Source organism: Lactobacillus sp. UMNPBX12, assembly GCF_002553955.1.
Classification (GTDB): Bacteria; Bacillota; Bacilli; order Lactobacillales; family Lactobacillaceae; genus Lactobacillus; species Lactobacillus crispatus.
On sequence record NZ_PCYY01000003.1, the window covers coordinates 94,038 to 119,804 of the forward strand.

At 38.7% G+C, this 25,767-nt stretch carries 28 protein-coding genes; 17 read left to right on the top strand and 11 right to left on the bottom strand.

From position 1 onward, the window contains the following. Positions 1 to 33: 33 nt before the first annotated feature. Positions 34 to 1,830 (bottom strand): oligoendopeptidase F, encoded by a 1,797-nt coding sequence (gene pepF, locus CP363_RS02285; protein WP_089151072.1) that lies wholly within the window; start codon positions 1,828 to 1,830, stop codon positions 34 to 36. A gap of 166 nt (positions 1,831 to 1,996) precedes the next feature. Here pepF and CP363_RS02290 point away from each other — a divergent pair, with 166 nt between their 5' ends. Both CP363_RS02290 and CP363_RS02295 read left to right on the top strand, forming a co-directional pair. Then, positions 1,997 to 3,229, top strand: a complete 1,233-nt coding sequence (locus CP363_RS02290; protein WP_098035764.1) for an LCP family protein — start codon at positions 1,997 to 1,999, stop codon at positions 3,227 to 3,229. Between the two features lie 65 nt (positions 3,230 to 3,294). Beyond that, positions 3,295 to 3,984, top strand: coding sequence for a DUF554 domain-containing protein (locus CP363_RS02295; RefSeq protein ID WP_060463889.1), 690 nt, complete (start codon positions 3,295 to 3,297; stop codon positions 3,982 to 3,984). Here the strand turns inward: CP363_RS02295 and CP363_RS02300 are convergent. Both CP363_RS02300 and CP363_RS02305 read right to left on the bottom strand, forming a co-directional pair. Further along, positions 3,981 to 4,523, bottom strand: a complete 543-nt coding sequence (locus tag CP363_RS02300; RefSeq protein WP_233187123.1) for a PBECR4 domain-containing protein — start codon at positions 4,521 to 4,523, stop codon at positions 3,981 to 3,983. The two genes, CP363_RS02295 and CP363_RS02300, sit on opposite strands and share 4 nt — an antisense overlap. A 314-nt stretch (positions 4,524 to 4,837) precedes the next feature. Then, complete coding sequence (locus CP363_RS02305) at positions 4,838 to 5,389, bottom strand: GNAT family N-acetyltransferase (RefSeq protein WP_005722451.1); 552 nt, start codon at positions 5,387 to 5,389, stop codon at positions 4,838 to 4,840. Positions 5,390 to 5,533: 144 nt separating this feature from the next. Here CP363_RS02305 and CP363_RS02310 point away from each other — a divergent pair, with 144 nt between their 5' ends. From CP363_RS02310 to CP363_RS02325, 4 genes are read left to right on the top strand one after another with little or no spacing between them, the layout of a single operon-like run. Continuing rightward, a complete protein-coding gene (locus tag CP363_RS02310; protein WP_098035765.1) occupies positions 5,534 to 5,911 on the top strand; it encodes a hypothetical protein in 378 nt (125 codons plus the stop codon). A 13-nt stretch (positions 5,912 to 5,924) separates the two neighbouring features. Then, entirely contained in the window at positions 5,925 to 7,466 is a 1,542-nt protein-coding gene (locus tag CP363_RS02315; RefSeq protein WP_098035766.1) for an ABC-F family ATP-binding cassette domain-containing protein, read from the top strand. A gap of 10 nt (positions 7,467 to 7,476) precedes the next feature. Next, a complete protein-coding gene (locus CP363_RS02320) occupies positions 7,477 to 8,247 on the top strand; it encodes a threonine/serine exporter family protein (RefSeq protein WP_013086907.1) in 771 nt (256 codons plus the stop codon). Between the two features lie 2 nt (positions 8,248 to 8,249). Then, positions 8,250 to 8,735 carry a threonine/serine exporter family protein gene (locus CP363_RS02325; RefSeq protein ID WP_061205119.1) on the top strand — a complete coding sequence of 162 codons (486 nt, stop codon included), beginning with the start codon at positions 8,250 to 8,252 and terminating at the stop codon, positions 8,733 to 8,735. A gap of 196 nt (positions 8,736 to 8,931) precedes the next feature. Here the strand turns inward: CP363_RS02325 and CP363_RS02330 are convergent, their stop codons facing one another. After that, a complete protein-coding gene (locus tag CP363_RS02330) occupies positions 8,932 to 9,645 on the bottom strand; it encodes a C39 family peptidase (protein ID WP_098035767.1) in 714 nt (237 codons plus the stop codon). Between the two features lie 116 nt (positions 9,646 to 9,761). Here CP363_RS02330 and CP363_RS02335 point away from each other — a divergent pair, with 116 nt between their 5' ends. Then, positions 9,762 to 10,292 (top strand): hypothetical protein, encoded by a 531-nt coding sequence (locus CP363_RS02335; RefSeq protein WP_035443227.1) that lies wholly within the window; start codon positions 9,762 to 9,764, stop codon positions 10,290 to 10,292. A 39-nt stretch (positions 10,293 to 10,331) separates the two neighbouring features. On the opposite strand, the gene CP363_RS02340 is transcribed toward CP363_RS02335, so the two are convergent. Both CP363_RS02340 and nrdI read right to left on the bottom strand, forming a co-directional pair. Beyond that, positions 10,332 to 11,267 (bottom strand): ribonucleotide-diphosphate reductase subunit beta, encoded by a 936-nt coding sequence (locus CP363_RS02340; RefSeq protein WP_098035768.1) that lies wholly within the window; start codon positions 11,265 to 11,267, stop codon positions 10,332 to 10,334. A 2-nt stretch (positions 11,268 to 11,269) separates the two neighbouring features. Further along, on the bottom strand, positions 11,270 to 11,716 hold the full coding sequence (gene nrdI, locus CP363_RS02345; RefSeq protein ID WP_023488188.1) for a class Ib ribonucleoside-diphosphate reductase assembly flavoprotein NrdI: 447 nt from the start codon (positions 11,714 to 11,716) through the stop codon (positions 11,270 to 11,272). A gap of 292 nt (positions 11,717 to 12,008) precedes the next feature. Between nrdI and CP363_RS02350 the strand changes: the two genes are divergently transcribed. Then, complete coding sequence (locus CP363_RS02350; protein ID WP_098035769.1) at positions 12,009 to 13,160, top strand: RNA-guided endonuclease TnpB family protein; 1,152 nt, start codon at positions 12,009 to 12,011, stop codon at positions 13,158 to 13,160. A gap of 187 nt (positions 13,161 to 13,347) precedes the next feature. Continuing rightward, entirely contained in the window at positions 13,348 to 13,971 is a 624-nt protein-coding gene (locus tag CP363_RS02355) for an LVIS_2131 family protein (RefSeq protein WP_098035770.1), read from the top strand. A gap of 53 nt (positions 13,972 to 14,024) precedes the next feature. Here the strand turns inward: CP363_RS02355 and CP363_RS02360 are convergent, their stop codons facing one another. Beyond that, positions 14,025 to 15,533, bottom strand: a complete 1,509-nt coding sequence (locus tag CP363_RS02360; protein ID WP_005725484.1) for an O-antigen ligase family protein — start codon at positions 15,531 to 15,533, stop codon at positions 14,025 to 14,027. 85 nt (positions 15,534 to 15,618) lie between these two features. Further along, on the bottom strand, positions 15,619 to 15,921 hold the full coding sequence (locus CP363_RS02365; RefSeq protein WP_013086899.1) for a DUF2187 domain-containing protein: 303 nt from the start codon (positions 15,919 to 15,921) through the stop codon (positions 15,619 to 15,621). A 95-nt stretch (positions 15,922 to 16,016) separates the two neighbouring features. Here CP363_RS02365 and CP363_RS02370 point away from each other — a divergent pair, with 95 nt between their 5' ends. The 5 genes from CP363_RS02370 to CP363_RS10890 all read left to right on the top strand — a co-directional run bounded on the left by CP363_RS02370 (position 16,017) and on the right by CP363_RS10890 (position 19,924). After that, positions 16,017 to 16,559 carry a guanylate kinase gene (locus CP363_RS02370; protein WP_013086898.1) on the top strand — a complete coding sequence of 181 codons (543 nt, stop codon included), beginning with the start codon at positions 16,017 to 16,019 and terminating at the stop codon, positions 16,557 to 16,559. A gap of 172 nt (positions 16,560 to 16,731) precedes the next feature. Further along, positions 16,732 to 17,283, top strand: a complete 552-nt coding sequence (locus CP363_RS02375; RefSeq protein ID WP_089147696.1) for a C40 family peptidase — start codon at positions 16,732 to 16,734, stop codon at positions 17,281 to 17,283. Positions 17,284 to 17,553: 270 nt separating this feature from the next. Next, the gene (locus tag CP363_RS02380; RefSeq protein ID WP_005726403.1) at positions 17,554 to 18,297 is read left to right on the top strand and encodes a C40 family peptidase; all 744 of its coding nucleotides are present in this window, start codon (positions 17,554 to 17,556) and stop codon (positions 18,295 to 18,297) included. A gap of 169 nt (positions 18,298 to 18,466) precedes the next feature. Next, on the top strand, positions 18,467 to 19,360 hold the full coding sequence (locus CP363_RS02385; protein WP_005718198.1) for a C40 family peptidase: 894 nt from the start codon (positions 18,467 to 18,469) through the stop codon (positions 19,358 to 19,360). Positions 19,361 to 19,780: 420 nt separating this feature from the next. Continuing rightward, a complete protein-coding gene (locus tag CP363_RS10890; RefSeq protein WP_223845453.1) occupies positions 19,781 to 19,924 on the top strand; it encodes a hypothetical protein in 144 nt (47 codons plus the stop codon). 712 nt (positions 19,925 to 20,636) lie between these two features. Here the strand turns inward: CP363_RS10890 and CP363_RS02395 are convergent. The 3 genes from CP363_RS02395 to CP363_RS11115 all read right to left on the bottom strand — a co-directional run bounded on the left by CP363_RS02395 (position 20,637) and on the right by CP363_RS11115 (position 23,209). Continuing rightward, positions 20,637 to 21,665: a hypothetical protein gene (locus CP363_RS02395; RefSeq protein ID WP_098035771.1), complete on the bottom strand. Its 1,029-nt coding sequence runs from the start codon at positions 21,663 to 21,665 to the stop codon at positions 20,637 to 20,639. 17 nt (positions 21,666 to 21,682) lie between these two features. Then, positions 21,683 to 22,948, bottom strand: a complete 1,266-nt coding sequence (gene hflX, locus CP363_RS02400; RefSeq protein ID WP_098035772.1) for a GTPase HflX — start codon at positions 22,946 to 22,948, stop codon at positions 21,683 to 21,685. Positions 22,949 to 23,083: 135 nt separating this feature from the next. Continuing rightward, the gene (locus CP363_RS11115; RefSeq protein ID WP_255404462.1) at positions 23,084 to 23,209 is read right to left on the bottom strand and encodes a hypothetical protein; all 126 of its coding nucleotides are present in this window, start codon (positions 23,207 to 23,209) and stop codon (positions 23,084 to 23,086) included. 110 nt (positions 23,210 to 23,319) lie between these two features. On the opposite strand from CP363_RS11115, the gene CP363_RS02405 reads away from it, so the two are divergent. The 3 genes from CP363_RS02405 to CP363_RS02415 all read left to right on the top strand — a co-directional run bounded on the left by CP363_RS02405 (position 23,320) and on the right by CP363_RS02415 (position 25,762). Then, on the top strand, positions 23,320 to 23,580 hold the full coding sequence (locus tag CP363_RS02405) for a type II toxin-antitoxin system RelB/DinJ family antitoxin (RefSeq protein ID WP_013086892.1): 261 nt from the start codon (positions 23,320 to 23,322) through the stop codon (positions 23,578 to 23,580). A 233-nt stretch (positions 23,581 to 23,813) separates the two neighbouring features. Further along, a complete protein-coding gene (locus CP363_RS02410; protein WP_098035773.1) occupies positions 23,814 to 24,866 on the top strand; it encodes an LCP family protein in 1,053 nt (350 codons plus the stop codon). Between the two features lie 17 nt (positions 24,867 to 24,883). Beyond that, positions 24,884 to 25,762 (top strand): YveK family protein, encoded by an 879-nt coding sequence (locus CP363_RS02415; RefSeq protein ID WP_089143657.1) that lies wholly within the window; start codon positions 24,884 to 24,886, stop codon positions 25,760 to 25,762. Positions 25,763 to 25,767 lie beyond the last annotated feature (5 nt).

The window sequence follows — 25,767 nt, forward strand, 5'->3', positions numbered from 1 at the left end:
TGATATCGATTATTTTTATATGAGCGCGATTATTTACTTCTCAATCAAATTCTCAAATTCATTCAACCGCTTTTCAAAAGTCTTGAATGCATCCTCCAAGTAGTCTGGCTTGGTCATGTCTACGCCAGCACGCTTCATGATCTCAGTTGGGTAATCACTTGAACCAGCTTTAAGGAAGCCAAGGTAGGCATCCCTCTCAGCAGGCGTTCCATGAACCACCTTGTTTGCTAATGCCGTTGCAGCCGCAAAGCCAGTCGCATATTGGTACACATAGAAATTGTAGTAGAAGTGTGGAATTCGTGACCATTCAAGCGCAATGTCGCCGCCTGGTTCAACGCTATCTCCGTAGTAATGCTGATTAATTTGACCGTAAACGTCGTCTAAAGTGTCAGCAGTCAGTGGTTCTCCCTTAGCATCAGCTTCGTGCAAGAATTGTTCAAACACGGCAAATTGAGTTTGACGGAATAAAGTACCTTTAAATGAATCAAGGTAGTAATTTAAGATAAAGGCCCGCGTCTTAGGATCGGTAATGTGGTCTAAGAAATATTCGGTCAAAATATTTTCATTAGTAGTTGAAGCAATTTCAGCCACAAAGATTGGATAGTCGCCGTAAACGTAAGGTTGAGTATTGCGAGTGTACCAGGAGTGAACAGAGTGACCGGTTTCGTGGACTAAAGTATAAAGTGAATCGATGTTATCTTCCCAGTTGAGCAACTCATAAGGATCGGTATCATAAGCACCACCGGAGTAGGCACCAGTTACCTTGTTTTTAGATTCTATTGGGTCGATGACACGATTATTAAAAATATAGTCAACATGCTTCAAGTAGTCTTCACCAAGTGGAGCCAAAGCCTTTTTTGCTGTCTCTTTTGCTTCTTCGAAATTGTATGAAAGAGAAGGTCTTCCGGTTAGTGGCACATACATGTCCCACATTTGCAGATCCTTCAGGCCTAAGATCTTTTTACGTAGCGCAACATAACGGTGAAGTAAGTCTAGGTGTGAATCAACTTCCTGGATTAAAGTGTCATAAACTGCTACGGGTACGCCATTATCGGCTAAAGCAGCTTCACGAGCTGAATTATACTTGTGCACACGTGCGTTATAGTTGTGCTTTTTTACAACGCCAGACAAAGTTGAAGCCAAGGAATTTTGGAACTGTCCATAAGTGGTATAAAGTGTATCAAAAGCACCTTTTCTGACGTCACGGTTTTGTGATTGAATTAATAATGAGTACAAACCGTCGGACAATTGTTCCATATTGCCATCGTCATCTTGGACGTAGCCGTATTCCATGTCGGAATTGGTCAAAACGTTAAAAGTATTTTCGGAAACGCCCAAAGCATCCCCAGCGTCAGCGATTAATTTTTCTTGTTCAGCTGGCAGGGTGTGAGGGCGCTTATTAGTAATCATTTCCAAGTAGTGAGCGTAATTCTTTAATCTTGGTTCAGCTTGCTTAAATTCAGCTAGCTTGTCACTAGGGATGCTCAAGATTTCTGGGTTAATAAAACTAGTAGCGGCTTCAAATTGGTTAGCTAAGCTTTGCACTCGGCTGACGTAGCCTAGATAATGTGAATTAGCCGTATCAACATCACTGGACATGGTGGCATAAACATAAATATTTTCCACCTCGCGCTTAACGGCCAAAATCTTGGTTAAACCTTCGTACAAATCCTTGCCAGATTTTGCTAATGTGCCTTTTAATTCACCGAGTTGATCGACTTTTTCTTGGGCAGCTGCATAGGCCTGTTCCCATTCTTCATCATTTTTAAAAATTCGGGTCAAATCCCACTTAAGTTCTTCTGGGACTTCATTTCTGTTTGGTATCGCCATAATTTTCCTCCATAATTATTTCAATTTGTATACATCTTAGCTTGTTATGCTATTTTTCGCAAAAAATAAGTTATTATTAATTATCGGTATTTTTATTTTATCTAGAGACGAAAAGTGATACAAATAAACTAACTTCTATTAATTTCGAAGGGAAAAGATCAAAAGAATGGACCAAAATCCAAAACGAAGAGAAGATTATCGTGCTCGTCGTTCATCGCTTAATCTTCACCGTAATCGTGCATTTGCGGCAGATGCGTCAGCGTTAAGACCAGGGAATTTCTTGGCTCGACTAGTTGGAGTGGTAGCCTTGTTGGCTGTTTGCTTCGGCGTAGCCTGGACAGCGCATATGTATTTTACTGTTCACAGCGTGATTGATGGCAAAAACGGCGGCAATACTGCTACTTCAGCTAAAATTGCTAATCGACAGCCAATTTCAATTTTAGTATTGGGAGTTGACCAAGGAATTGAAGGCCGGCATGATCGGGGAAATTCGGATACCATGATTTTAGCAACGGCTAATTCGCAAAAGAACTCGGCAACGATGACCTCAATTCCACGTGACACTTTAGCAGATATTAAGGGCGATCCAGGCGACAAATACTTTATGTTTCGGGTGAACTCTGCTTATGAAATTGGCGGACACGAAGCAAGTATGAAGACGGTCTCGTCCATGCTTAATGTGCCAATCAACTATTATCTTGAAGTTAATATGAAGGCATTGAAGAGCTTAGTTAATGCAGTTGGCGGTGTTGACGTGAATGTGCCGTTTGACTTCTCGTATGACTGGTGTGATTTCCACAAAGGCAAGCAGCATTTAAATGGACGGCACGCGGTGGCTTATGTTCGAATGAGAAAAGAAGACCCACGTGGTGACTATGGTCGTCAGATGCGCCAGCGTCAAGTAATTGAGGCAATTGCCCACAAGGCCATGTCAGTTAATACCATCAGTAATTACCGCAAGCTAGTTGATGTTTTTAATAAGTATGTGAAAACTAATTTGACCTTCAACGATATGTTAAGCTTGGCGTTGAATTATCGTGGCTGTATGAAAAATATGAAGAGCAGCTATATTCAAGGTCATGATGCCTGGATTGATGGTTCTTCGATTCAAGTTGCTTCAACTAAGGAATTGCAAAAGACTTCTGATCGTGTGCGCAAGAACTTGAACTTGCCAACGCAAACGTTGAACAACGAAGAAACGCGGCAAAATGAATTAAATGATCAAAATAACCACATTAAGTGGGATGATCCGCAAGCCTTTACGAATTATCAAATTTATGATCAAAATCAGGATAAGCCAGCCGGCGGTTCTAATTCTGGCTATGGTGAAGGAAAAGGAACGGGCAGTTCGTCTAGTTCAAGTTCATCATCAAGCAGTGGTTGGCATTTTCACTGGTAAATAGAAAAAGTATCCGACAAGGATACTTTTTTTCTGCGGTAAAATAAGCTTAAGAGGTGAGAAGGATGATTGGAACAATTGTAAATACATTGGCTTTATTAGTAGGAACTAGTATTGGCTGTTTTTTGAAAAAAGGAATCAACAAACGATTTGAAGATGTGCTCTTTATTGCGATGGGGTTGGCAGCTCTAGGAATTGGCTGGGAAAATGTCACTAATAATATGCCCAAGAGTCATTATCCGGTTTTATTTATTGTCAGCTTAGCCCTTGGTGGTTTATGCGGCACGGCTTGGGATATTTCTGGTCATTTTGATCGCTTAGTAGAAAAGACGGGCAAATCAAACTTAGGCAAAGGTCTGGCCACCGAAATTTTGCTTTGTTGTATTGGTGCCTTGTCAATTGTGGGACCAGTAATTGCCGCAGTTAAGGGTGACTATACGATGTTGTTTACTAATGCAACGTTGGATTTTGTGACCTCGATGGTTTTTGGCGCAAGCTTTGGCTGGGGGATGCTCGTTGTTGCTCCAGTGCTATTTTGCTGGCAGGGTAGTATTTACTTGGTTGCTAAATTTCTGTCGGCTAGCTTTTTCACGGGTCCACTGGTAACCGAGATTTCTATTGTTGGTGGTTTTTTGATTGCCTGCTCTGGCTTGGCCTTATTAAAAATTCGTGATGTCAAAACGCTAAATTTTTTACCATCATTGTTAGTTCCAATTATCTTTTTCATTATTAAAGATCTGACTGGTTGGTTTTAGTTGAGAATAGTAATTTTACCAGTTTTTAGATCTTGAGATTCTATTTTTATTATTTTTTCTCCATTTGGAAAAGGATGAATAAATTTTAGATTTAATAAAGAGATAGGTATCATGTAGTTTTGATTATTTAATAGTGCAAGAGCTAGTATGCTTTTGTTGGTACGTATAGAGTGATCAAATTTTAAATATGTAAAATTACTGCGTCCTGTTAATCTTAAATGTGGTCCAAGCATTTCTTGAAATTGATTCATAATTTGTAATTTTTGAAAGGTAGACCCATCTTTTTTTATAAGTATTTTTTGATCTAATGCATCATTAAAAAATTTTCTTGGACCGTCGATATACGCTACTCCACACAAATGCATAAAATTATCTCTTCTAGCAGTAAGTTCGATTTTTTTATTCTTAGTAGTGTAGATAATGGTTTTGTTTACAAAGTGTTTGCTGTAAAAGTCAGCATTATCATAAATAATCGACATATAACGACGTAATTGTCCGATTTCTTTTAAATTTGCGTTTTTAAATAAGTTGCGATTCATCTCTTTTTTCTCCAATAAAAAAGAGTTCACAAACTCGTGAACTCTTAAGTCGGTTTAATTTTGGTGTCTGCCACCAGCTAAGCCCTTATGTCTTAGATATATAATATCAGGTTTATTTTGGTCCCTGCGACCCGTCAGGCCCTTATGTCCTGCATTAGAATCAGATTGACCATGAGCCGACCACTCATTGATGCTAAGCATCGTATAACATAATTATATTTGAGTTTGTTTTGGTAGTAAAGTATTAAGATTCCAAACACTTGTTTTATTAGTTTACCTAATATTTAACGCAATGACAAGCGAACAAAGTAGTTTTAACGTCGAATTAATCTAAAAATTTGGCCGTCATAGCCATTAATTAATTTTGGCTCAATCCCCATTAATTTAAAACCGCAACGCTTTGCGACATTGCTGCTCTTGTCATTGCCAACGGCAACGAGCAGATCAATGTATTGCAAGTTCAATTCACTAAAGGCATATTGGCATAACGCCGTTACACTCTTAGTAACAATGCCGCGGCCTTGATACTTGCTAGCAAGCCAATAGCCAATCTCGGCTTTTTTATTTGGCACTAGCTTATGCAAGTCGATCATGCCGCTAGGTTCGCCATTGACTAAAATAGTGAGCACGAGCATCGTCTGCTGGGACATTTTGGTTTGAATTTGCTTAATAAATTTTGCTTCATCGTTAGCTGAGTGCATTTGATCAGCCCAGGCTAGCCATTGACCTAATTGCTTTCGATCGCGGACAACAGCTTGATAAAGTGCCTCAGCTTGCGTAATTTGAGGTAAAACTAGTTCAATCTTTAAGTCCTGTTGTTGAAAACGAAGTGGGAAAAAATAGTATTTTTGCTTTTCTTGGCTCATTTTTCTTCTTTCTTCGTGCAATTTCATTTTTGCTAAGTATACTTAACTTATGTAAAAAATAATGAAAACGTCGTATCTTGCAAACTTTAACAATTTTTGCTAAGTTCGTAAAGTTACTAGGTCTCAATTAGGAAGGAAAAGATTATGCAAAAGAAAGAAAAAGAATCAATATTTCCAGTTATTTACGGCATAATTTCAGCTCTAATTTCTTTTATTGCCGTATTTTTTATTTGCTTGCACAGCTTTAGAATGAATTTGCAGCTAGCAATTATTCTAGCTGGTGTTTTTGCCATCTTTTTCTTCGGCTTGTCTTATTTCAGAGGACATGCTTCAGTCGAAATTAAGCGCATTGTTTATAAATATAAGCTGACCGACCAAGAATTGGCTAAAATCACCGGTATGAAGGCCAGTGATTTTCCAATTTATCACGACCATTTGCAATTAATTTTGCCTAAGCGCTATTGGCCTCGTGTTCTTGATGCACTTCAAAATTATGAAAAAGAACATGAATCAGCTAAATAATAGGGGATGAAAAATGAGTTTATTAACTGTTAAAGATTTAAGTCAGAGTTTTATTGATAAAACTTTATATGAAGATGCCAACTTTGTGCTTAACAAAGAAGACCATATGGGGGTTACTGGTCAAAATGGTGTTGGTAAGTCAACGTTAATTAAGATTTTAACGGGTGAAATTTTGCCCGATGATGGTCAAGTAACTTGGCAAAATAAAATTGATGTTGGTTATTTGGACCAGTATGCTAAATTGGCACCTGGTGTGACTATCCGTGGCTTTTTGCGGACGGCGTTTGATCATTTATTTCAAGAAGAAAAAGAGTTGAATGATCTGTATGCCAAATATGCCGAAAACGGGGACGAAGCCCTGTTAGAAAAAGCCGGCAAGGTACAGACTTATTTAGAAGAAAATAATTTTTATGACATTGATACTGAGATTGAACAGGTTGCGTCAGGGTTGGGCTTAGCCGATCTGGGCTATGACCATGATGTTTCAAAGTTATCTGGTGGTCAGCGCTCAAAAATTATTTTGGCTAAATTACTTTTGCAAAGTCCAGATGTCTTGGTACTAGATGAACCGACTAACTATCTGGATGTCTCTCACATTGATTGGTTAGTTGATTATTTGAATAATTTTGATGGTGCGTTTATCGTGGTCAGCCATGACTATGACTTTTTAGGCCGAATCACTAACTGCATTATCGATATCGATTTTGGCACAATTACCCGTTATACAGGAACGTTGAAGCAAGCCTTGCGGCAAAAAGCAGCCAACCGTGAGACCTACTTGAAGGCTTATGCTAACCAGCAACGCAAGATTGCTAAGACTGAGGCCTATATTCGCAAGAACAAGGCGGGTACACGTGCTAAGAGTGCTAAGTCACGGGAAAAGCAGCTGGCGCGGATGGATGTTTTAACACCGCCAAAAAACAACCGCAAGGCACGCTTTGAATTTCCATATGTTGCGACTGCTTCTAATTTGTTGCTACAGACGCAAGATTTGGTCATCGGTTACGACCATGCTTTGGTCAAGTCAGCCTTCAATTTCTCTGTTGGTGGGGATGAAAAAGTGGCGATTACTGGTTTTAACGGAATTGGTAAGACTACCTTGCTTAAGACATTGTTAGGGCAATTAAAGCCAATTTATGGTTCATATGAGTTATCTGTTACTGCAAAGTTGGCTTACTTCAAGCAAGATCTAACCTGGCCTAATAGCAACATGACTCCACTCCAATATTTACAAGAAGAATTTGAACGCAAAAAGCCAAAGGAATTGCGACAAGCGCTGGCACGCATGGGCTTAACTGCACAACAAGCAATGAGTCCGCTAAAGGAACTTTCTGGTGGGGAACAGGAAAAAGTAAAATTAGCTAAGATGCAGTTTGAACCAGCTAATTTGCTTTTCCTTGATGAACCTACTAATCACTTGGATAACGATACCAAGGATGCTTTGAGAAAAGCGATTGTTAACTTCCCAGGCGGAGTCATTATTGTTAGTCACGAACGTGACTTTTTCCGCGGTGATTGGGTCGACAAGACCATCGATATTGAAACTATGAACTGAGGCTAAAACTATGTCTGAGAAGCGGGATGTCCAATTTTATCAAGAAGTAATGGATATTTGTTTAACTGCGGGCCGACTAATGATCGAAGGCGGGAGCGAAATGTATCGGGTAGAAGATACAATGCTCAGAATTGCTCGCAATGCCGGAATTGATGATCCGCGTGTCTTTGCGACGCCAACCTGTGTTTTCATGAGCTTAGATGGTGGCAAGCTGAGTCAGATGAAACAAATTCGTGATCGCAACATCAATTTGGAATTAGTAGACCGGGTTAATGACTTGTCGCGCCAATTTGCAGTTGAAAAAATCACTCTTTCTGAATTAAAAGAAAAGATTGCTTTAGTATCACAAGCACCTACTTTCCCAATGTGGCTCCAGGTATTGGGAGCTGCTGTATTGTCTGCTACCTTGATGGTTTTGTTTATGGATAATTACGACTGGGTTGATTTCCCAGGTGCTGCCTTAGTAGGGGCTGTTGGTTTTTGGTCGTATTATGAGTTTAAAAAATATACTAAGATTCGTTTTTTATCAGAGCTAATTGCAGCAATGGTCATGGGGATCTTGGCAGTATTACTCAATCATTTTAATCCACAAATGATTACTGATAATATTTTGATCGGCGCTCTGATGACTTTAGTCCCAGGCTTGGCAATTACTAATGCTTTGCGAGATCTATTCATGGGAGATTTATTATCAGGGATTATGCGAATGTGCGAGGCTGTGTTAACCGCTTTAGCTTTAGGCGGTGGAGTTGCACTTGTACTTAAATTCATAGGAGTATAAAAATGCCACTTTGGTTAGAAATTATTATTAATGTCATTTTTTCTTATGTAGCTTCGGTGGGTTTTGCATTAACTATTAATATACCTCATCGCGATCTTCACCTGTCAGGAGTCAGTGGCACAGTGGGCTGGATGGCATATTGGACTTGCTTTAATTTGGGATTTGGGCGAATGATTTCAAATTTAATTGGCGCCTTTTTGATAGGTATTTTGGGCTTGTGTTTTGCACGCATTAAAAAAAGTCCAGTGACGGTCTTTAATATTCCTGCCTTAGTACCGTTAGTCCCGGGCGTGCCTGCTTATCAAGCAGTACGTGCTTTAGTTGTGGGGGATTATAGTCAAGGAGAGAATTTGCTTCTACGAGTAGCAATTGTTACTGGTGCTATTGCTTTAGGTTTCATGTTATCGACTATGTGTACTGAAGTTTTTTATAAATTTAAATATCGTCATTTTAAAAGTGCTAGACTGTACATCAAACATAAAAAATAGTACAATTACTGACTGACGAGTCGATTAATGAACGCGAGATGCGTATATTTATGAGATAGAGGACATCCGCCTTAAGTGGCAAGCACGGGAAGTGCTGATGTTGGACGCACTGATGTGAACAGTTTAAACGTCCACATATGCTTTGAGCATGTGCCTTGAGTTAAAAGGACAAGCCTTCGTGGCTTGCCCTTTTTTGTTATTTGATGTAAAGTGCCTGTCGTCCTTGCTGGTCATAACTCAATTCTAAGTTATGCCAATTAACCGGTTGGTTTTTAATACCGTAAGGATTATTAACATAGACGAGCTTCTTTTGCTTGTTGTATCCCGTGATCACGCAGGCATGTGATGACGGTGTAACGTTGACTTTACCAGTATTGGTTTCCCATGTTTGCATATTGTTAACATGATTAAAAGTGGTTGTGGTAATGATCAGCACGGGATGCCCATCGGAGATTAACTTGAGAATCGCTAAAAAATTGCTGCCAGAGGCATCTTCTATGTGGTTGGTATATTTACGTGCAACATCAAATAAAGGCCCGTGATAAACGCACCAGCCAGCATTAGCGACAGACATATGGCCGACAAAGCCTTGATTGGGGTTGCCGCGATATTTACCGTTGACGGTGAAAGAATCAACATGAGCAATATTATCGGCGAGATCATATTTGTTAACCTTAATGTCATAGTAATTCAGTAACATTGATAGGCTAGTAACCTCGCAGCCGTTGGGTAGATCGGGCAGTTGATTTTCTAGCGGGACATTGAGCCGCTGTTCTTCCTTCATTGTCATCCAATTAATTTCATTATCGATTTTATTTTTGTTAAAAAGGTAAATCAATCCTATAATGAGAATTAACGTAATGGGAATGAGTAAAAATAAATACTTAAGATCAAATTTTTGCTTTTTCATAGTGTCATTTTAACAAATAAAAAGCTAAAAATACTGAATTGAATCCTTAAAAAGGATGACAAAAAATTTTTTTGTAGTATTTTGTAATTATAACCAATGAAAAAGGAAAGTTTATTTTGGAAATTAATTTAAAAGATCTCAACGAAAAAATTGAAAATCAAGATTATATTCAAGATCTTGAAACAGTTAAATATGCCGACATTAGCAAGTCGAAGAGCAAAATCAAGCCGTATGCTGAAAAGATGGTCAAGGAAGTTATCGCTGCTTTTAAGCATAATTCATTGATCCAAACGCAACTAGCAGTGACGGGTCAGCGGCCGGCTACTTTTGCCTTGGAGACAAATATTATCAATTTGCCTTATAGCAATTACAAACGAGTTGCTAACTTCTTTGAAGAGGGTAAGGAATATCCTTTAAATGTTTACTTTGAAACGCGCTCTGAATACGTTAATGTTTCAGGCTTTAGAATTGATCAATTAGCCAGTGAAGCAGAGATCGAACAAGATCCAGCGAAGATTGTTGATCAACTGGTGGAGGCAATTATTGAAAAGCTAACCACAATACGTGAATATAAGAAGCCTGAAAAAAAGGAAGCAGAAAAGAAAACCGCTACTAAAAAGACAACGAAGAAAACTGCTAAGAAGTAAGAAAAGACGCAATCGAAAATTCGGTTGCGTCTTTTGTAATTATTTAATTTCTTTAAACTTAGTCAGCGATTGATCGTTAGTGTAGAAGAAGAAGTCTTCAAGCACTGCACTCTTGATGACCCCTTTTTCAATAATAGGGTTGATTGAATCAGAAGTGTCAGGATACTTGGCTGAAAAACCTAGGTTGAGGTAGGCCTTGTTGACACTGTAGTAGAGATAGTGCGTAACATCATCGATCCAGTCAGTGCCCTTGTACATTAACTCAATGTGCTTCTTCTCATTATCAATTAGCATATCGTACAAGTTATCGATCCATTCTTTTAGCTCTGCTTGCTCAGTTTTACCTAATTTTTGGTAGCCTAAGCGGAACTTGTAACCAGGATAAATTCCACCAAATGAAGTGCCACGTAAAGCTAACTTAACAATTTCAGCTGTTCGTACCATTTTGCCTTGTCCGAATAAATAAAGCGGAGCGTAGAAGGCAGAATGATAGAGAGCTGTCTCTAGGATAACGTTAGCTGCCTTCTTTTGTAGTGCATCCCCGCCTTGGTAGATTTTATTCAAAATCCGAATCTTCTTTTGCAGGTAAGGATTGTCATCAGCCCAGTTAATAACGTCTTTTGCTATATTTGAGTCCGTCAACTCGTTGATAACGTAGCTGTAGCCTTTATTGGCAATAGATTCCAAATATTGCAAGGCATTCAGCACAGCTGCTTCCTCTGGTGTGATGGCATCTACCTTAATTTGCTCTAGCCCATTTTTCATTTGGAGTCCAGATGAAAAAGATAGTGCTCCGAATGCGTGAAGCAAGGCATCTTGCACCGGCTTGTCTAATTGTAAAAATTCTTTTTTATCTTCTCTAACTGGAACATTACGGGGTTCCCAGATAATATCATTCAGGCGGGACCAAGCAGATTTGTCAACCCGGTCCTCCATGTCATTCCAGTTAATTGCTTTGTAATATTTTTCAGTCATATTTAATCTCTAAAATCACTCAAAAAGCTGATATTCCCACGTAATTCCTTAGGCTTTTGGACTTGCTTAGTACTCTCACCAGCAGAAAGATCGTGTACGATTTTTCGTACATTTTTGACATCTTGGTTAGTACCACTAAATTCCAAAAGATACAAAATAGGCACTTTCAATGTTGCCGCGATCTTTTTGGCAGTTTGAGCAAAGAGGTCGTTAAAGTTTCGGTTGCCACAACCGATAATCCCTATAATATTTTTTTTGTTATCTTTATACGTTAAAAAATCAACGACTGAATCCATCATGAAGTCCTGATATGAGGGTACGATTAAGATATAAGATTTTCCCATATCATACTTAGGGTTGGCATCGTCGATTTGATGGGCCGAAAGTTGAGTTTTCTTAATAAAACGTTCCGTTTGCCCAGTAATTGAATAAAAAGCTATTGCTACCATAATGTTCCCTAATAAATCTAATGTACTAGTAAGATCTTCTCACTATTTAACTAAGTATTCAATTATTATCCTATTCAAATTTTACTTTTTTTACCATATAATTGAAAAAAAGGAGGATTAAATGGTTAGCTGAAATATAGAATTTAATGGCAATATAGAAAAAGATACAGGTAATTTGTTCAGAAAGGCAAAACATAGAAGCAAATTAACTGCTGCTAAAAATTTAATATTTTGTTCGCTTGTTTTTGTTACATCCTTTGCTAAACTTATGTTTGCATTGGAGGTGAAACAAATGATCAAAACTCAGGTAGTCGAATTAAGGCCAAATAAGATAATGCAAAGAGAACTTGAACGTCTTTGTAACTATCGCAGATACTGCTGGAATCTAGCTTTAGCAACCTGGCAAGACATGTATGAAGCTCGGACTTTAGACAAGGATAATAATCCTAGTCCTAATGAGCATCGAGTGCGGGATGAATTAGTCAATAACAAGGCTGATTGGCAATTTGTTTTGTCTGCTCGCTGTCTGCAATTAGCAGTCAAGGATCTGGCTAATGCTTGGAAGAACTTCTTTGACAAGACCCAGCCTGATTGGGGCAAGCCGCATTTCAAATCTAAGAAAGCTCCACGTCAAGGCTTTAAAACTGATCGCGCCAAGATAATTAATGGCAAGCTTAGATTAGATAAGCCTAGAGGGATTAAATCTTGGTTTGATATTCCAGCATACGAGGCATTAAAGATGGAAGAGGTTAAAATTGCCAGCATCTTTAGAGAAAGAGGACATTATTACGCTGCCCTTTCCTATGAAGAAGAGGCTGGACTAAAGGCTAAAACTGGCAAAAAGACCGCCATCGATGTCAACGTTGGGCATTTCAACTACACTGAAGGCAAGATTAATGTTTTGCCAGCAAAACTACAGAAACTGTACAAGCGAATCAAGCATTATCAAAGAGTATTGTCTAAAAAGAGAAGAGTTAACGGTAAATCGGCAAGCCAAAGCAATAATTACCTGCAAGTGAGAACCAAGCTTCAGCGTGATTATCGCAAAGCAGCCAATATTCAGAATGATCTTTTGCAAAAATTTACCACTGAGCTTGTAAACAATTATGACCAAATCGTCATTGAAGACTTGAATGTCAAACAAATGATGATGACCCATGTGGCTTCCAAAGGCATGCAAAGGTCACTATTTGGCAAGTTTAGACAAGTCTTGACTTACAAGTGTGAATGGTATGGCAAAGAATTAATTCTAGCTGATAAAACATATCCATCAACACAAAGATGTGCCAATTGTGGCTATGTCAAAACTGGTGCAGACAAAATTACTCTGCAGGGCAATAGAAAACATGGCACCAAGCATAATGAATACATTTGTTATGAATGTGGCTATAGCAATGATCGTGATGACAATGCAGTATTAAATTTACTAGCGTTAACAAAATAAAAATAATGGGCTGGCTAAGCCCTTAAGCTGCAAGAGTTAGTCAATGCGATTACTCCCCAGATGGAATATCGGAATACTGATGAAGACAGCAGTAAATAAGACAAAGAAAGGAAAATATATTTCTTTCTGACATGTAGAAATATGAAAACTTCTGCATGTTTCTATGTTTTATATAGCAGGACGAGATATGTTCAGCTGGAATATCATTGGGATCTTAATTTGGGTTGCCATCATTCTTTATTTAGTTTTCATCGTCCAGAACATCCGTCAAAGACGGATTAAGATGATTATCAAACAGCATAAACGCTTTAGTTGGCCGAATATGGCTCTTAATATTGTGGAAATTGTAGTACTTTTATTAGCTGCAGGTTGGATGTTTAATCAGACCTTTATGGACAATCCAGACCTGGAAGATGCAAACCGCATTACTTCAAGCGTGAAGTATGAGCCACTGATAATGCGTACAGGTGCGGGAAATTCAAGCTATGTAACAATTGATTCTGCTAAGAAGAGATATGGCTCACAAACTTATACTTTTTATCGCGATGGCAGCAAGGTCACGATTGGTAGTGACTATGCCTCGATTGCTTATGGTAACACTGCGCTTGATGTGAATGCCGAGAAGATTCCTTATGTAAAAAAGGAATTGGCTAAAATGGATAAAAAGTATCAACGTGCTTACGTGGCAATTTATACGGCTAAGTACAAGCGGAATTGGCAAAATGGAATCGGGATGCATGCAGGTCATTTAGCAACTCGGTACTACTTAATTCGGGTGCCAGATTCAAGCTTTATTAAGCAAGAAAAATAATGTTTAAAAACTAAGAAAAAGTTAGGCGAGCAACTACCTAACTTTTTTTATGTTTAATTTTCTTTTCTGGTTACGCTAGCTAACAAGCTGCCTTCAACGAAAGCCAGGATGAAGCTAGCTGTTAAGAAGTCCATTACGTTACCTGACGAGAATGCTGCGAAAATCATAAAGGCGATTGAAAGCAACATTGAGCTGATCAAATAAGTCCGCTTTTCTTTGTTCATTAGCCACTTGATTAAAGCGTAGAGCAGGATAATGACATAAGGCCCAATGAACAACAGCATGCCGATCCAACCAAGTGAATAAATTTGACTAGTGAAATCACGTTCAAGGTTGAAAATGTTGGTTTCTCGTGTGTAAGAAATGCCCAGGAACTTGTCGAGCCGATTGTTGTTAGTCTTCACAACTTGATCAAGCATCGCTTTTTCTACATGTCGGTTTTGCATTCTAGCGGTGCCTGGCTCGTTCATGATTTTGAGCCAAAATTCAGGATCGTATTTATAAGGGTAGCTTTTAAAAACAAACTTCTTATTTAAGGCGTAATCTTGATAATGATTGCCGATGAAATTCGTTAAAAATTCCTTGCGCTGTTTACCTTGAGGATATTTTTTTAAGCCAGCATTTAATTCTCGCTTGGCCTGTGTCAAAGAATCATCGGATTGCTGAGCCAAATATTTTTCATAATTATAGCGCTGGATTGCTGGACCAAAGGGGATGATGGCAAAGGTGCCAGCTTCGATTAAAAGCGCCACGATAATGGCTTTGCCGTTTTTGTTAACATCCTTAACAATAAATAAGTGGAAAACATACAGCAAAATACTGATAATCACGCCACCGATTAAACCGATGAGGGCCACTTTGGTTCCTAACTCGATCATCGCTAAAGCTTGAACTACGTTCAAAGTGACGATTTTCCAGTTAAAACGACTGAACATGAAGTAAAGCATCAGAGGCACCAGCATAAAGAGTACGGCTGATACCATGTTGGCAAAATTGAAGAAGCCTTTGGAGGCCATATGGGAGTAACCGATATTGGGGTTAACAAACCATTCAAAAATATTAGCGCTAATCGGGCCTGTCTCGTAGCTTCTAAGCGAAATGACAAAAAGATTGGTAATGACAATTGTAAATGAAAAAAGTCCGCTGATGCCTTCGATAACGTGTCTGAATTGCTCCTGACTGAAATTCAATTCTTTTGTAAAAAAGATCACCATCAGAGGTAAAAGCATTCTAATGAGATAAAAAATTTCGCTTACGGTTGAATAATTGTAGTCATTAGGATTAATGCTGTTAAAGTTTTTGACGTGGATTAAGTGAATAATCGAATACAAAATTAGTAGGGCTAAATATAGAATTAACCACTTGTCTTGCCCTAATTTTTGCCAATTTTGCTTTTGACTGAAAAACATACAGAAAATCACAAAAACAGCTAAAATTCGGATAATCGTAGGTAGAGTAAATGGTAAAACTTCCGCTAATTTACCGTTGTAGAACCAATAAAGGTCTAAAAAGGGCTGGATTAAAATAAACCAAAATAAAACAGTTCGCGTTTTTTCTTTCATAAAATATTTCCTCTCGTATCGATGTCCTAATTTTAGGCAAAAAAATAGCTCGCGTAAACATTGCGCGGGCTATTTTTGTCAAATTTTACTTCTTGTCTGCTTCTTTTTTATCGTCGTTCTTCTTGGCAATTTTTTCAATCTTAACTTCATTAGTTGAAGCAGTCTTACTGTTCTTGGCGGCGCGAGCAGTCTTTAAATGTTTGAAGTTAACTACGATCTTATTGTTCAAGTCGCTGATAGCAGTGGCGTCAACGGGATCGTATGAAGTAATTGCAAGCAATGCGGAATTTTCGTAGATCTTTTCAACTTTGCCTTGGAATGGCTTCTTAAGTTCTTCTTCTGATTTGGCACCAACGATTGCACCAACTTTTACATCTGCTTTTTTCATCTATAATTCTCCCTTCCGAGAAAAAGTTTTAGTCTTTTATAACACAAGAATGCTATTATAAAAAAGCAACATTTTCAAGTGGGGAGAATCAGGTTTTGAAAAAAATAATTCTTATTGCAGGACCTAGTGGCGCTGGCAAGACGACTGTTTCAGAATATTTAACTGAAAAATATGGTATTCCACGCGTATTAACGCATACCACGCGGCCGATGCGATCAGGCGAAAAACAAGATGTGTCATATCATTTTGAAACAGACGAAACTTTTGCCCAGCTGCACTTTTTTGAACATATTAAGTATGGATCTTATCAGTATGGCTCAAGTCGTGAAGCATTGAATTTAGCTTGGAAAAAAAGCAACTTAGTTTCTCTAATTGTCGATATCAAAGGCGTTTATACCTATATTCAGCAATTGGGTGACAAAGTCTATTTCCTTTATATAACAACATCTACCAAAAAAGAGCTAGAAGAGCGTTTGCTCAAGCGCGGTGATGATCCAAGTAAGATTAAAGAAAGACTTAGTGGTAGTGAATTAAATGCATTGCCAGCTGATCTGAAAAATTACGCTCATATATTAATTAACGACAATTTAACAAAGACCAAAAGTGCTCTCGATGCACTGATAGCAAAGCTTCGCTAGCTTTTTGGGTCTTCTCTTTTTTACATAAAATGTGTTTTTTAACAAGGTTTCTTAACGCGATAGTAGCTCTTTTGAAACATTCGTGTAACATTCAATCGGTATTATATAAAACGTCAATTGATTTAAGAAATCAAAAAAACAATTTAGTAATTTTTAGAGGAGACAATTAATTTTGAATTTTAGACGTACTTTAGTAAAATACACCGCAGCTTTATCAGTATTCTTTGCCGGTATCTCAGCTATCAATGTTCCATCAACTGTTCACGCTGATGACGTTGAAAACACTACTGTAACTACTAACAACTCAATTTCAGATCTTGAAACTACTAAACCTGACTCAAGTTCAGTTAAGCAAGAATCAGCTGCTACTAAGAAGCGTAATGCAGTTGTTAAGCTTGTTAAGAAGCAAATCGGCAAGCCTTACATTTACGGTGCTGCTGGTCCTAGCGGTTTTGACTGCTCAGGCTTAACTACTTACGTTTTCAAGAATGCTATTAACAAGACTTTGCCAAGAACTACTTACGGTCAAATTACTCTTGGTAAGACCATTTCAGTTTCAACTAAGAAGCTTAAGAAGGGTGACTTATTATTCTGGGGTAACTACCATGTAGGTATCTACGTAGGCAACGGCAAGTTTGTTCACGCTCCAGCTCCTGGTCAAAATGTTAAGGAACAAACCTTAGCTTCATTTTACCCATCATCAGCTAAGCGTGTAATCGACTAATTGCGTTAGTCTTCCTAAAAATAAAATATCTAATTAAGATAGTTAGGGAAATCTCCCTAGCTATTTTTCTTTTTGACGGAAACGTAATATTTATTAAATCAGTATTACTTTTGTAACACTACTGTAACATTAGGACATTATTATAGATTTTGTTAAATACGTTAAAGAAATTTAAAGATTTTTCGATGAATTAATATTTTCGTTACCAGCTTAAGTAATAAATTCTAAGAATGCTTATATATATATAGTGAAAACATATAGGAGAATTTGATGAATATTAAGAGCAATTTCGTAAAAGTTACCGCAGCTGCTGCATTAACTCTGACCGGTGTAGCTGCAGTAAATGTCATCAAGCCAGATTCAACTAATGCTACTGTTCAAGCTGCTACTACCAAAGTAAAGATTAACTACATTGCAGGTTATGGAATTAACATCTGGGACAACTACAATGGCGGTCACTTTACTGGTCAACGTGCTCAACATGGTACTACTTGGAATGTTTTTGACACCAAGACTGATAAGAAGGGCCGTACATGGTACCAAATTGGTGATAACCAATGGATTTTAGCTCAATATACTGTTGATGCTAGTTCAGATAAGGCTCAAGCAGTTAAGAAAGCTAAAAAGGCTAAGAAGTCAGTTCAAGCAACTGGTGATGCTTCAGCAGTTATTACTTTGGCTTCAGCACAATTAGGCAAGTCCTATGTTTGGGGTGGTACAGGAACTAACGGTTTTGACTGTTCAGGTTTAGTACAATATGTTTACTCTAACGCTGCTGGCGTGAAGTTGGGTAGAACTACTTATGATCAAGTTAAGCAAGGATCAACCGTTTCTATGGATAATCTTCAACCGGGTGATTTGCTTTTCTGGGGTAGTGCAAGTGCTCCATATCACGTAGGTATCTATGTTGGTAACAACCAATACATCCACGCTGCTACACCAGGTCAAGGCGTAATCAAGCAAACTTTGAGTTCATACTTCTACCCAAGTGTTGCTAAGCGTGTTTTAAATTAAGATAGTAAGTAATGAAGACGGATTCCAGTGATCCGTCTTTTTTGTAATATTGTAATGTTCTAATTTGCTTCTTGAGGTAGGACATGCAATAATGAAGGCGTTACATAGTAAGAGTGGGTAATTTTAGGTGAAAAGTTTTCACCTGTTTCGCTACCAAGGGGATTCAATTATGAAACATAATTTTTTTAAAGTGGGAGCGGCTGCAGCCCTGACCGTTACGGGTGTTTCCGCAATCACATCAATGAAAACTGTTCGTGCAGCTAATTTTACTGCGATTAAGCAAGTTAAGATTAGCTATTTACCAGGTAAGAGCCTGAATATTTGGACCAACTATGAGAATGGTCAATTCATGGGTTACCGTGCTAAGGACGGCACGGTCTGGAATGTAGCTGAGACTGCACTCGATAAGAAGGGCAACTTGTGGTACAAGGTTGGAACGCGTGAATGGATTGAAGCGCGTTATACCGTAGATGTTACTGCTGGAGAAAAAGCAGAAGTATCGCAAGCACCAACTGTTAAGAAAACGGAAGCTAAGCAGACAAAGACTACTGTTAATAAGAAGACAGCGGCAGTAGCTACTAAAACGGCTACTCAGAAGAAGGCTGAAAAGATAGCTAAGGTGAAGAAGGCTAAGCAAATTGTTAATACGGCAATCAAGAAGACCAGCCAAAATACTAACCAAACTTCTTCAACGCAAGCTACTAGTAAGGCCGCTTCAATTGTTGCGCTAGCTAAACAACAGATAGGTAAGAATTATGTCTGGGGTGCAGAAGGTCCGGATTCATTTGACTGTTCTGGCTTAGTACAATATGTTTACCAAAAAGCGGCCGGTGTTAACTTGCCAAGAACAACTTATGATCAAGTTAAGGTTGGTCAAACTGTTTCATTGAACAACTTGCAGCCAGGTGACTTAGTCTTCTGGGGTTCAACGACAGCTCCATACCACGTTGCAATTTATGTAGGAAACAATCAATATGTAAACGCAGCAACACCGGAGCAAGGTACTATTTTGCAAACGGTATCGAGTTACTTTACACCATCGATTGCTAAGAGAGTGCTATAGAGAAGTAATTTTGAATACTTTTAGGCAGGCGATTAATGCGCTTGCTTTTTTGTATTGATAAAAGTTTTCTCTAGACTGAAAAATTCTACTTTTTTTGTCATAATTTTCTCTGTACTGAAATTTTTTAGTTTTTTTGTCATAATTTTCAGTGTGGAGAAAATTATAGCAAAAATTAAAGAAGGGATTAAAATGACACCCATCAAGACCGTTTAAGCAGAGCCATGTCCAGAAATTCAACGCAGTATACTCACCTTTGCAGCGAGTATATTAAGCAAGCGGTAAATGCGTTCTTAGGACAAATGATGTCAGTTGAATAGATTTGACATCATGACCTAATATTTTCTGACATTATTGATTTTCTAACTGAATAGCTAGTAGCGGTATAATTAAAGCCGATATTAATTAGAAGGGGTGGATTGAATGGCGAAGAGACACCAATATCTTTGGTGTTTGGTTGAATTGCCTAACGGCAAACGCGAATGGTACTGCATTTCTAAGGTATTGCGCAAGGCCTTACTTTTGGAAAAAATTATCTGCATAATCGATACTGGCGCAATACTTTAATTGGTAGCTACCTCAATGTTGCTCGCACGCGTTATCATCATGATCGGGCAATTATTACAGTAGGAAGGGTAATCCGAGTGAAAATTTTATATTATCCTACTCAGGATTGGCATTGGACACGCAATCAATTCATTGCGGCTAGCCAACTGGAAAATTTTACAACCGCCTATAATTATATGAAGCACAATTATGCTTGGTATAACAAGCTATTGATTCATCATGCGTTACGTCATTGGCGTAGAATAAGCGCTTCTAAACATTGCAATAAATTCTAAATCATATTAAAATAATAAAAGAAAAGGAGCTAGCGAGTACCAGTCGCTAACTCCAATCGTAACTTAAGATGACTGTTGTTTCGGCTAATCCTTGTGATTAGCTTTTTTTGTTATCGCATACGCAATAGCCAAACGAATAGCGAAAAAGCCTAAGGCATTCAGCACAATCGCAATAGCGATAGCCCAAGCAATCATTTGGAAGCCTACTTCTCCAATCTACCCAATTATGCATAGCTTCCACCTCCATAACTTAAGAATTGATCGAGGGGTGTGTAGCCATGCTAAAGTTACTAAGTCTTAGCGGTAGCTAACCGCTACAATAGACCTAAATATTATTTTACATGAAGATTGTTGAACAGACTACAATATTTGTTACTATCTAAAACGGCTCAAGCAGGATGTACAACTGCTTGAGCCGTTTAGCATATCAACGTATTTCATTTTCGATGCTTTACAATCTGTTTATTTTTCAATGTGCTATTTTGCCTGAAAAATCTGAAACTGTAGCTATAATGTTTGCCGATTTGTACACGGTACTTGTGCGTGTTGATTAACTTGGTTTTGCCAGGTCGGTAAGTGATCGTTGTTGTGTAGCCGTCACCGTAAAAAGTGGTGCCGAAGTTGCGCACCTGTGTCGCTTGCCGCTTTTTCTTGGTGGTCAAATCCGTGATGTAAATTTTCGGCTGACCAGAAATTCGCTCGGTTGTTGAGTAAGACCATGGCGTTTTACCACCAACTAATTCGTAGGGAAAAACGCCGGCAGCTGGATAAACGATTCGGCTTTTCACAGGCTGACGCAAAATATCATCAGCAAATAGTCCATGTTCAACAGAATACAAGACATTATTTTCAGTGCCATAAGCAGCACCAATTCCCATTCGGGTGGCTCGCGTCGACAGGATCATGCCGCGGTGACCGATGTTGCCATTATCTGCAATATTATTATCTTCACGTATCAGATCGGTGACGATCTCGCCAGCGGTAGTTCCGCTAGTTGATTCTGAAAAATTGATATTGCCCAATGTGGTATTTTCCGCTGTATCCCAGTCAGTATCACTGATATAGCCAGGCTTGACGTAACCTTGTAAGCCATGGGCTCGCAGATTTTGTTCCGCATTGACTGAAGCAAGAGCTGCAGCACCAAGCTGGGCGTTAACGTTGTCATTAGCATAATTGGCGTCATCAGGTAGTCCAACTAATGAGCGGTAATAATTAACGTAAGCCATTGAAGTTTTGATGTAATCAGGGTCAAGCACTCCTGCTGAAAAAGGAATACCAAAGTTGGGTTGCACGGCAAAAAGTGAAATCCGATCGTAATTCTTCTGGCTCAAACGATGATAGCTTTTTTGAAAAGTGCGCACCTTTTTTGACTCACTAGTACTATATTTAGCAGCCATTACAGGCGTGTTAGTAGGAACTAACAAAAATGTGAGGGCAAAAAGGAACAGCAGATTATGTTTTTTCATATTTTTTCTTAGTCTAGTTAGGCCAAATATTGACGGAAGCGTCCTTGGTCGTCGGGCGCGATGTTCGCTTCGATGTGTACGCCATCGTCTTGGTAGTCTTCACGTAAAACTTGGGCGTGATCATGCAGGTAAGCCAGTTCCTTACCCGCGCTTAGTGGCAGGATCAAGTCAAACTTTTCATAGTTGGCAAAAACGCGCTTGGTGATCAAGTCGGCCAGTAGTTTGATCGATTTTGGATCGATGGCGGAATAAAGAATGTCGTCGCCTTCGATCTGTGGGTAATTGCGATCAGTCTTATCAGCCTTGTTGTAGGCGGTAATCATCGGAATTCCTTTAACGCCAATTTCATCTAAAACGTTCTGCGTTGTCCGAATCATTTGCACCATGTTCGGGTCAGAGGCGTCAACAACGTTGATTAATAAATCAGCATCACGCGTTTCTTGCAGAGTAGCCTTGAAAGATTCGACCAAGTTGTGGGGCAGTTTAGAAATGAAACCGACAGTGTCAGACAGAATGAAGCTAAAGTTGTCTTTCAAGTCGATCCGCCGCACGGAAGTATCTAGCGTAGCAAAAAGCATGTTTTTAACGAAGACTTCCTTGTCGGCCCCTTCTTTAGAAAACTCCCGCAATAGTCCGTTCATTGTGGTTGATTTACCGGCATTGGTGTAACCAACGAGAGCGACTTTAGGGATGCGGCTTTGGTTGCGCCGTGCCGCTTTGATTTCTTCTTGACCGGCAACAGCCTTCAATTCTTTCTTGATGGCTGAAATTTGCTTGCCAATTGTCCGCCGGTTCAATTCTAGTTTACTTTCACCGGCACCACGGTTAGCGAAGCCACCACCACGCTGCTGGTCCAAGTTGTTCTCGGAGGGATGCAAACGGGGAAGTTCGTATTGCAGCCGTGCTAGCTGTACCTGCAATTTAGCTTGCTTGGTCCGCGCTCTGTTAGAAAAGATTTCAAGGATCAATTCCGTGCGGTCAATAACTCGCATTTTGGTTAATTTTTCTAAGTTGCGAATTTGTACGGGAGTCAATTCGTCATTAAGGACTAAAACTTTTGCTTTTAAGCCTTGAGCCATAGTTCTAATTTCATTGATTTTGCCGACACCGAAGTAGGTCCCGGCGACAATTGATTCTGCATTTTGAAAGCTTTGCCCAACTACTTCCATATTGTTGGCTTCAGTTAAGTTGGCCAGCTCGGTCATGTAGTAGTCGAAGTTTGGGTCGTTTAAGTTTACGCCCGCGATATAAGCTTTTGTCTTTTTAGGTTGATTATCAATCATAAAAACACCTCGTTATTTGTTGTTAAGTTTATTGTATTACAGATACTTATAATAAGGAAAGAAGTGGAATTTTAAGTGGAAAAAAGAGTGATCAATGACCACTCTTAAGATGTGTTTTGAGGGATGCAAGTAGAATTATTTATTTTTATGCTGATCTTTCTTATTCACTACTGCTATAGTTCGTGTAACTACTTCAACTTCATTAGGCTTGCCTTGAAAATATGCTTCAAATTCTTTAATTGATTCTTCAATATTTAGCATAATTAATCAACTCCTATCAATACTTAACATAGTTGTAGATGCTTTTTGCTAGTTTAGCCTTATTTATATGATACAATGTAAGTACAATGTAAGGCAAGGTGATAACAACAATGAAAGATACAAAGATTACAGCTCGTATGGATCCTGAATTAAAGAACGAGGCTGAAGAATTATTGGCGGATATGGGATTGAATTTTTCGGTTTGGATTAACATAGCTACGAAAGCTTTAGTTAATGAAAGAAAAATTCCATTTGAAGTTAAAGCAAGTCCTTTTTACAGTAATGAAAATATGAATGTACTTAAGACCAGGTATGAAGAATATAAAAAGGGGACTTCAATTTCTCATCACAAGCTTCTGGAGGATGATTGATGACTGTCAGATGGAAAGATGAAGCTTGGAATGAGTATGTAAACTGATAAAATTAAAGTAAGGAATAAACATACATAGTAAATACAATGATTCAGCATCAATGCATTCCATTTTTGAGGGATGCATTTTTCATTTCTACTCAAAGTATTTGCCGTATGTAAGCCTTTTAAGGCTTGGTCAAAATACATCCTTGAGTATATAATAGTAACGGTTATAAGATTAAGAGGATTAAAATGGAAAATAACGCAGAATCAAGTAATAAACCGATACATCGTCATCGCCATCATCACCACCGTCGTCACCGTAAGTTCTGGCGCGGTTTTTGGATTGTTATTGGCGTGATCATTGTAGTCGGTCTTTTTGTTTGCGGGATGATCTACAAGAATTTGCGTGATACGACGCAGAATATGTACACCCCCGTTGCTAAGACTACCAAGAGTAATAAAGGACGTACTCTTGATAATTTGCTGAATGAGAAAAAGCCAATTAATATCCTATTATTGGGTACAGATACTGGTGCCATGGGTCGTCACTGGAAGGGTAGAACTGATACCATCATGATGATGTCGATCAACCCTAAGACCAATAGTACAAGCATTGTCTCAATTCCACGTGACTCAAACGCAATCTTCCCAGATTACCCACAATATGGTGTAACTAAGATTAACTCAGCTTATACATTAGGCGGGGTTAGCGAAACAATTAAGACACTTGATAAATATTACAGTGTTCCAATTGACGGCTACATCATGATCAATATGGGTGGTCTGAAGAAGGCAATTGACCAAGTTGGGGGAATTGATGTAACTTCTCCATTAACTTTCAACAATATGGGTTATAGCTTTGTCAAAGGCCAGACTTATCACATGAATGGTAAAAAGGCTTTAGCATTTGCCCAACTTCGTCATGGTGACCCTCGTCAGGATTATGGTAGACAAGAGCGTGACCGCTTGGTAATCATGGCCTTGCTTAAGAAGTCTGTTTCACCTTCAACTTTGCTTAATTCAAGTTTCTTGAATTCCATTTCTAGCGAGATGCAAACTGACTTGACCATGAACCAAATGTACAAGATTGCTATGGACTATAGAAAAGCCACTAACAATCTTTCCCAAGACCATGCTCAGGGTGTAAGTAAGGAAACACAGAATCCTAAGTTTGGCACTATGGAAATTGAAGTGGTAAGTAAAGATGAGCGTCAACGAGTTTCTGACAATATCAGAACGGCGCTAGAATTGCCACATGTTAAGGTAGCTGCTAACAAGTCTAGCTATGTAATGAATCGTTAATTTAAAGGAAAAGGTAAATGGAACAAGAGCAAAAGCAAACTGAAAATACAATTGATCTTACTCAATTGCTACAAATTTGCCGTCGCCATATTTGGGCATTGATTATCTGGAGCGTCGGCTTAGCAGTAGTTGGCTGGGGTGTCTCTAATTTTATTATTTCACCAAAGTATACTTCTAATGCGCAGATTTTGGTTAACCAAAAGGCTAACAAGAATGACCCGAATGCGGCATATAATACTCAACAAGCCAACATGCAAATGGTTACTACCTATAAGGATATTGTAACTAGTCACGTTATTTTGCAAGATGCTTCTAATCGTTTAGCTAACCCAGTTAGAGTGGTAAAAAAGGCTAAACCTGCTAAGTACAAGACTAATGCAGATGGCCGCCGAGTATTAGTAAGAAAGGCTCAACCAGAAGTAGTTGAACGTAGCGGTAAGAGCTACAGCGTTTCTACTAGCGAATTAGCTAAGAGCGTTTCAGTTAATACTCAACAACAATCACAGGTCTTCTCAATTTCTGCTACTGCAGATACACCTGAAAAGGCTAAGGTTGAAGCAAATGCTGTGGCACGTTCATTTAGAGACCAAATCCCTAACATTATGAACATTAACAACGTTACGATTGTTGCGCCAGCTACTAATGGCAGTCAATCATCACCTAACGTGAAGCTCTTTACTTTAGCTGGTTTTGTAATCGGTTTGGTCTTAAGCTTTGCCGTAATTTTAATTCGTGAAATGACCGACACTACAGTTAAGGACGATACATTCTTGACTGATAACTTAGGTTTGGTTGACTTAGGTCAAGTTTCCCACTTCCATGTGTCATCATCATTTACTATTAGAAGAAAGAAAAATAATTCTAATGGTCCTAAGCGTAGAAGCCGTCGAGTATAGGAAAG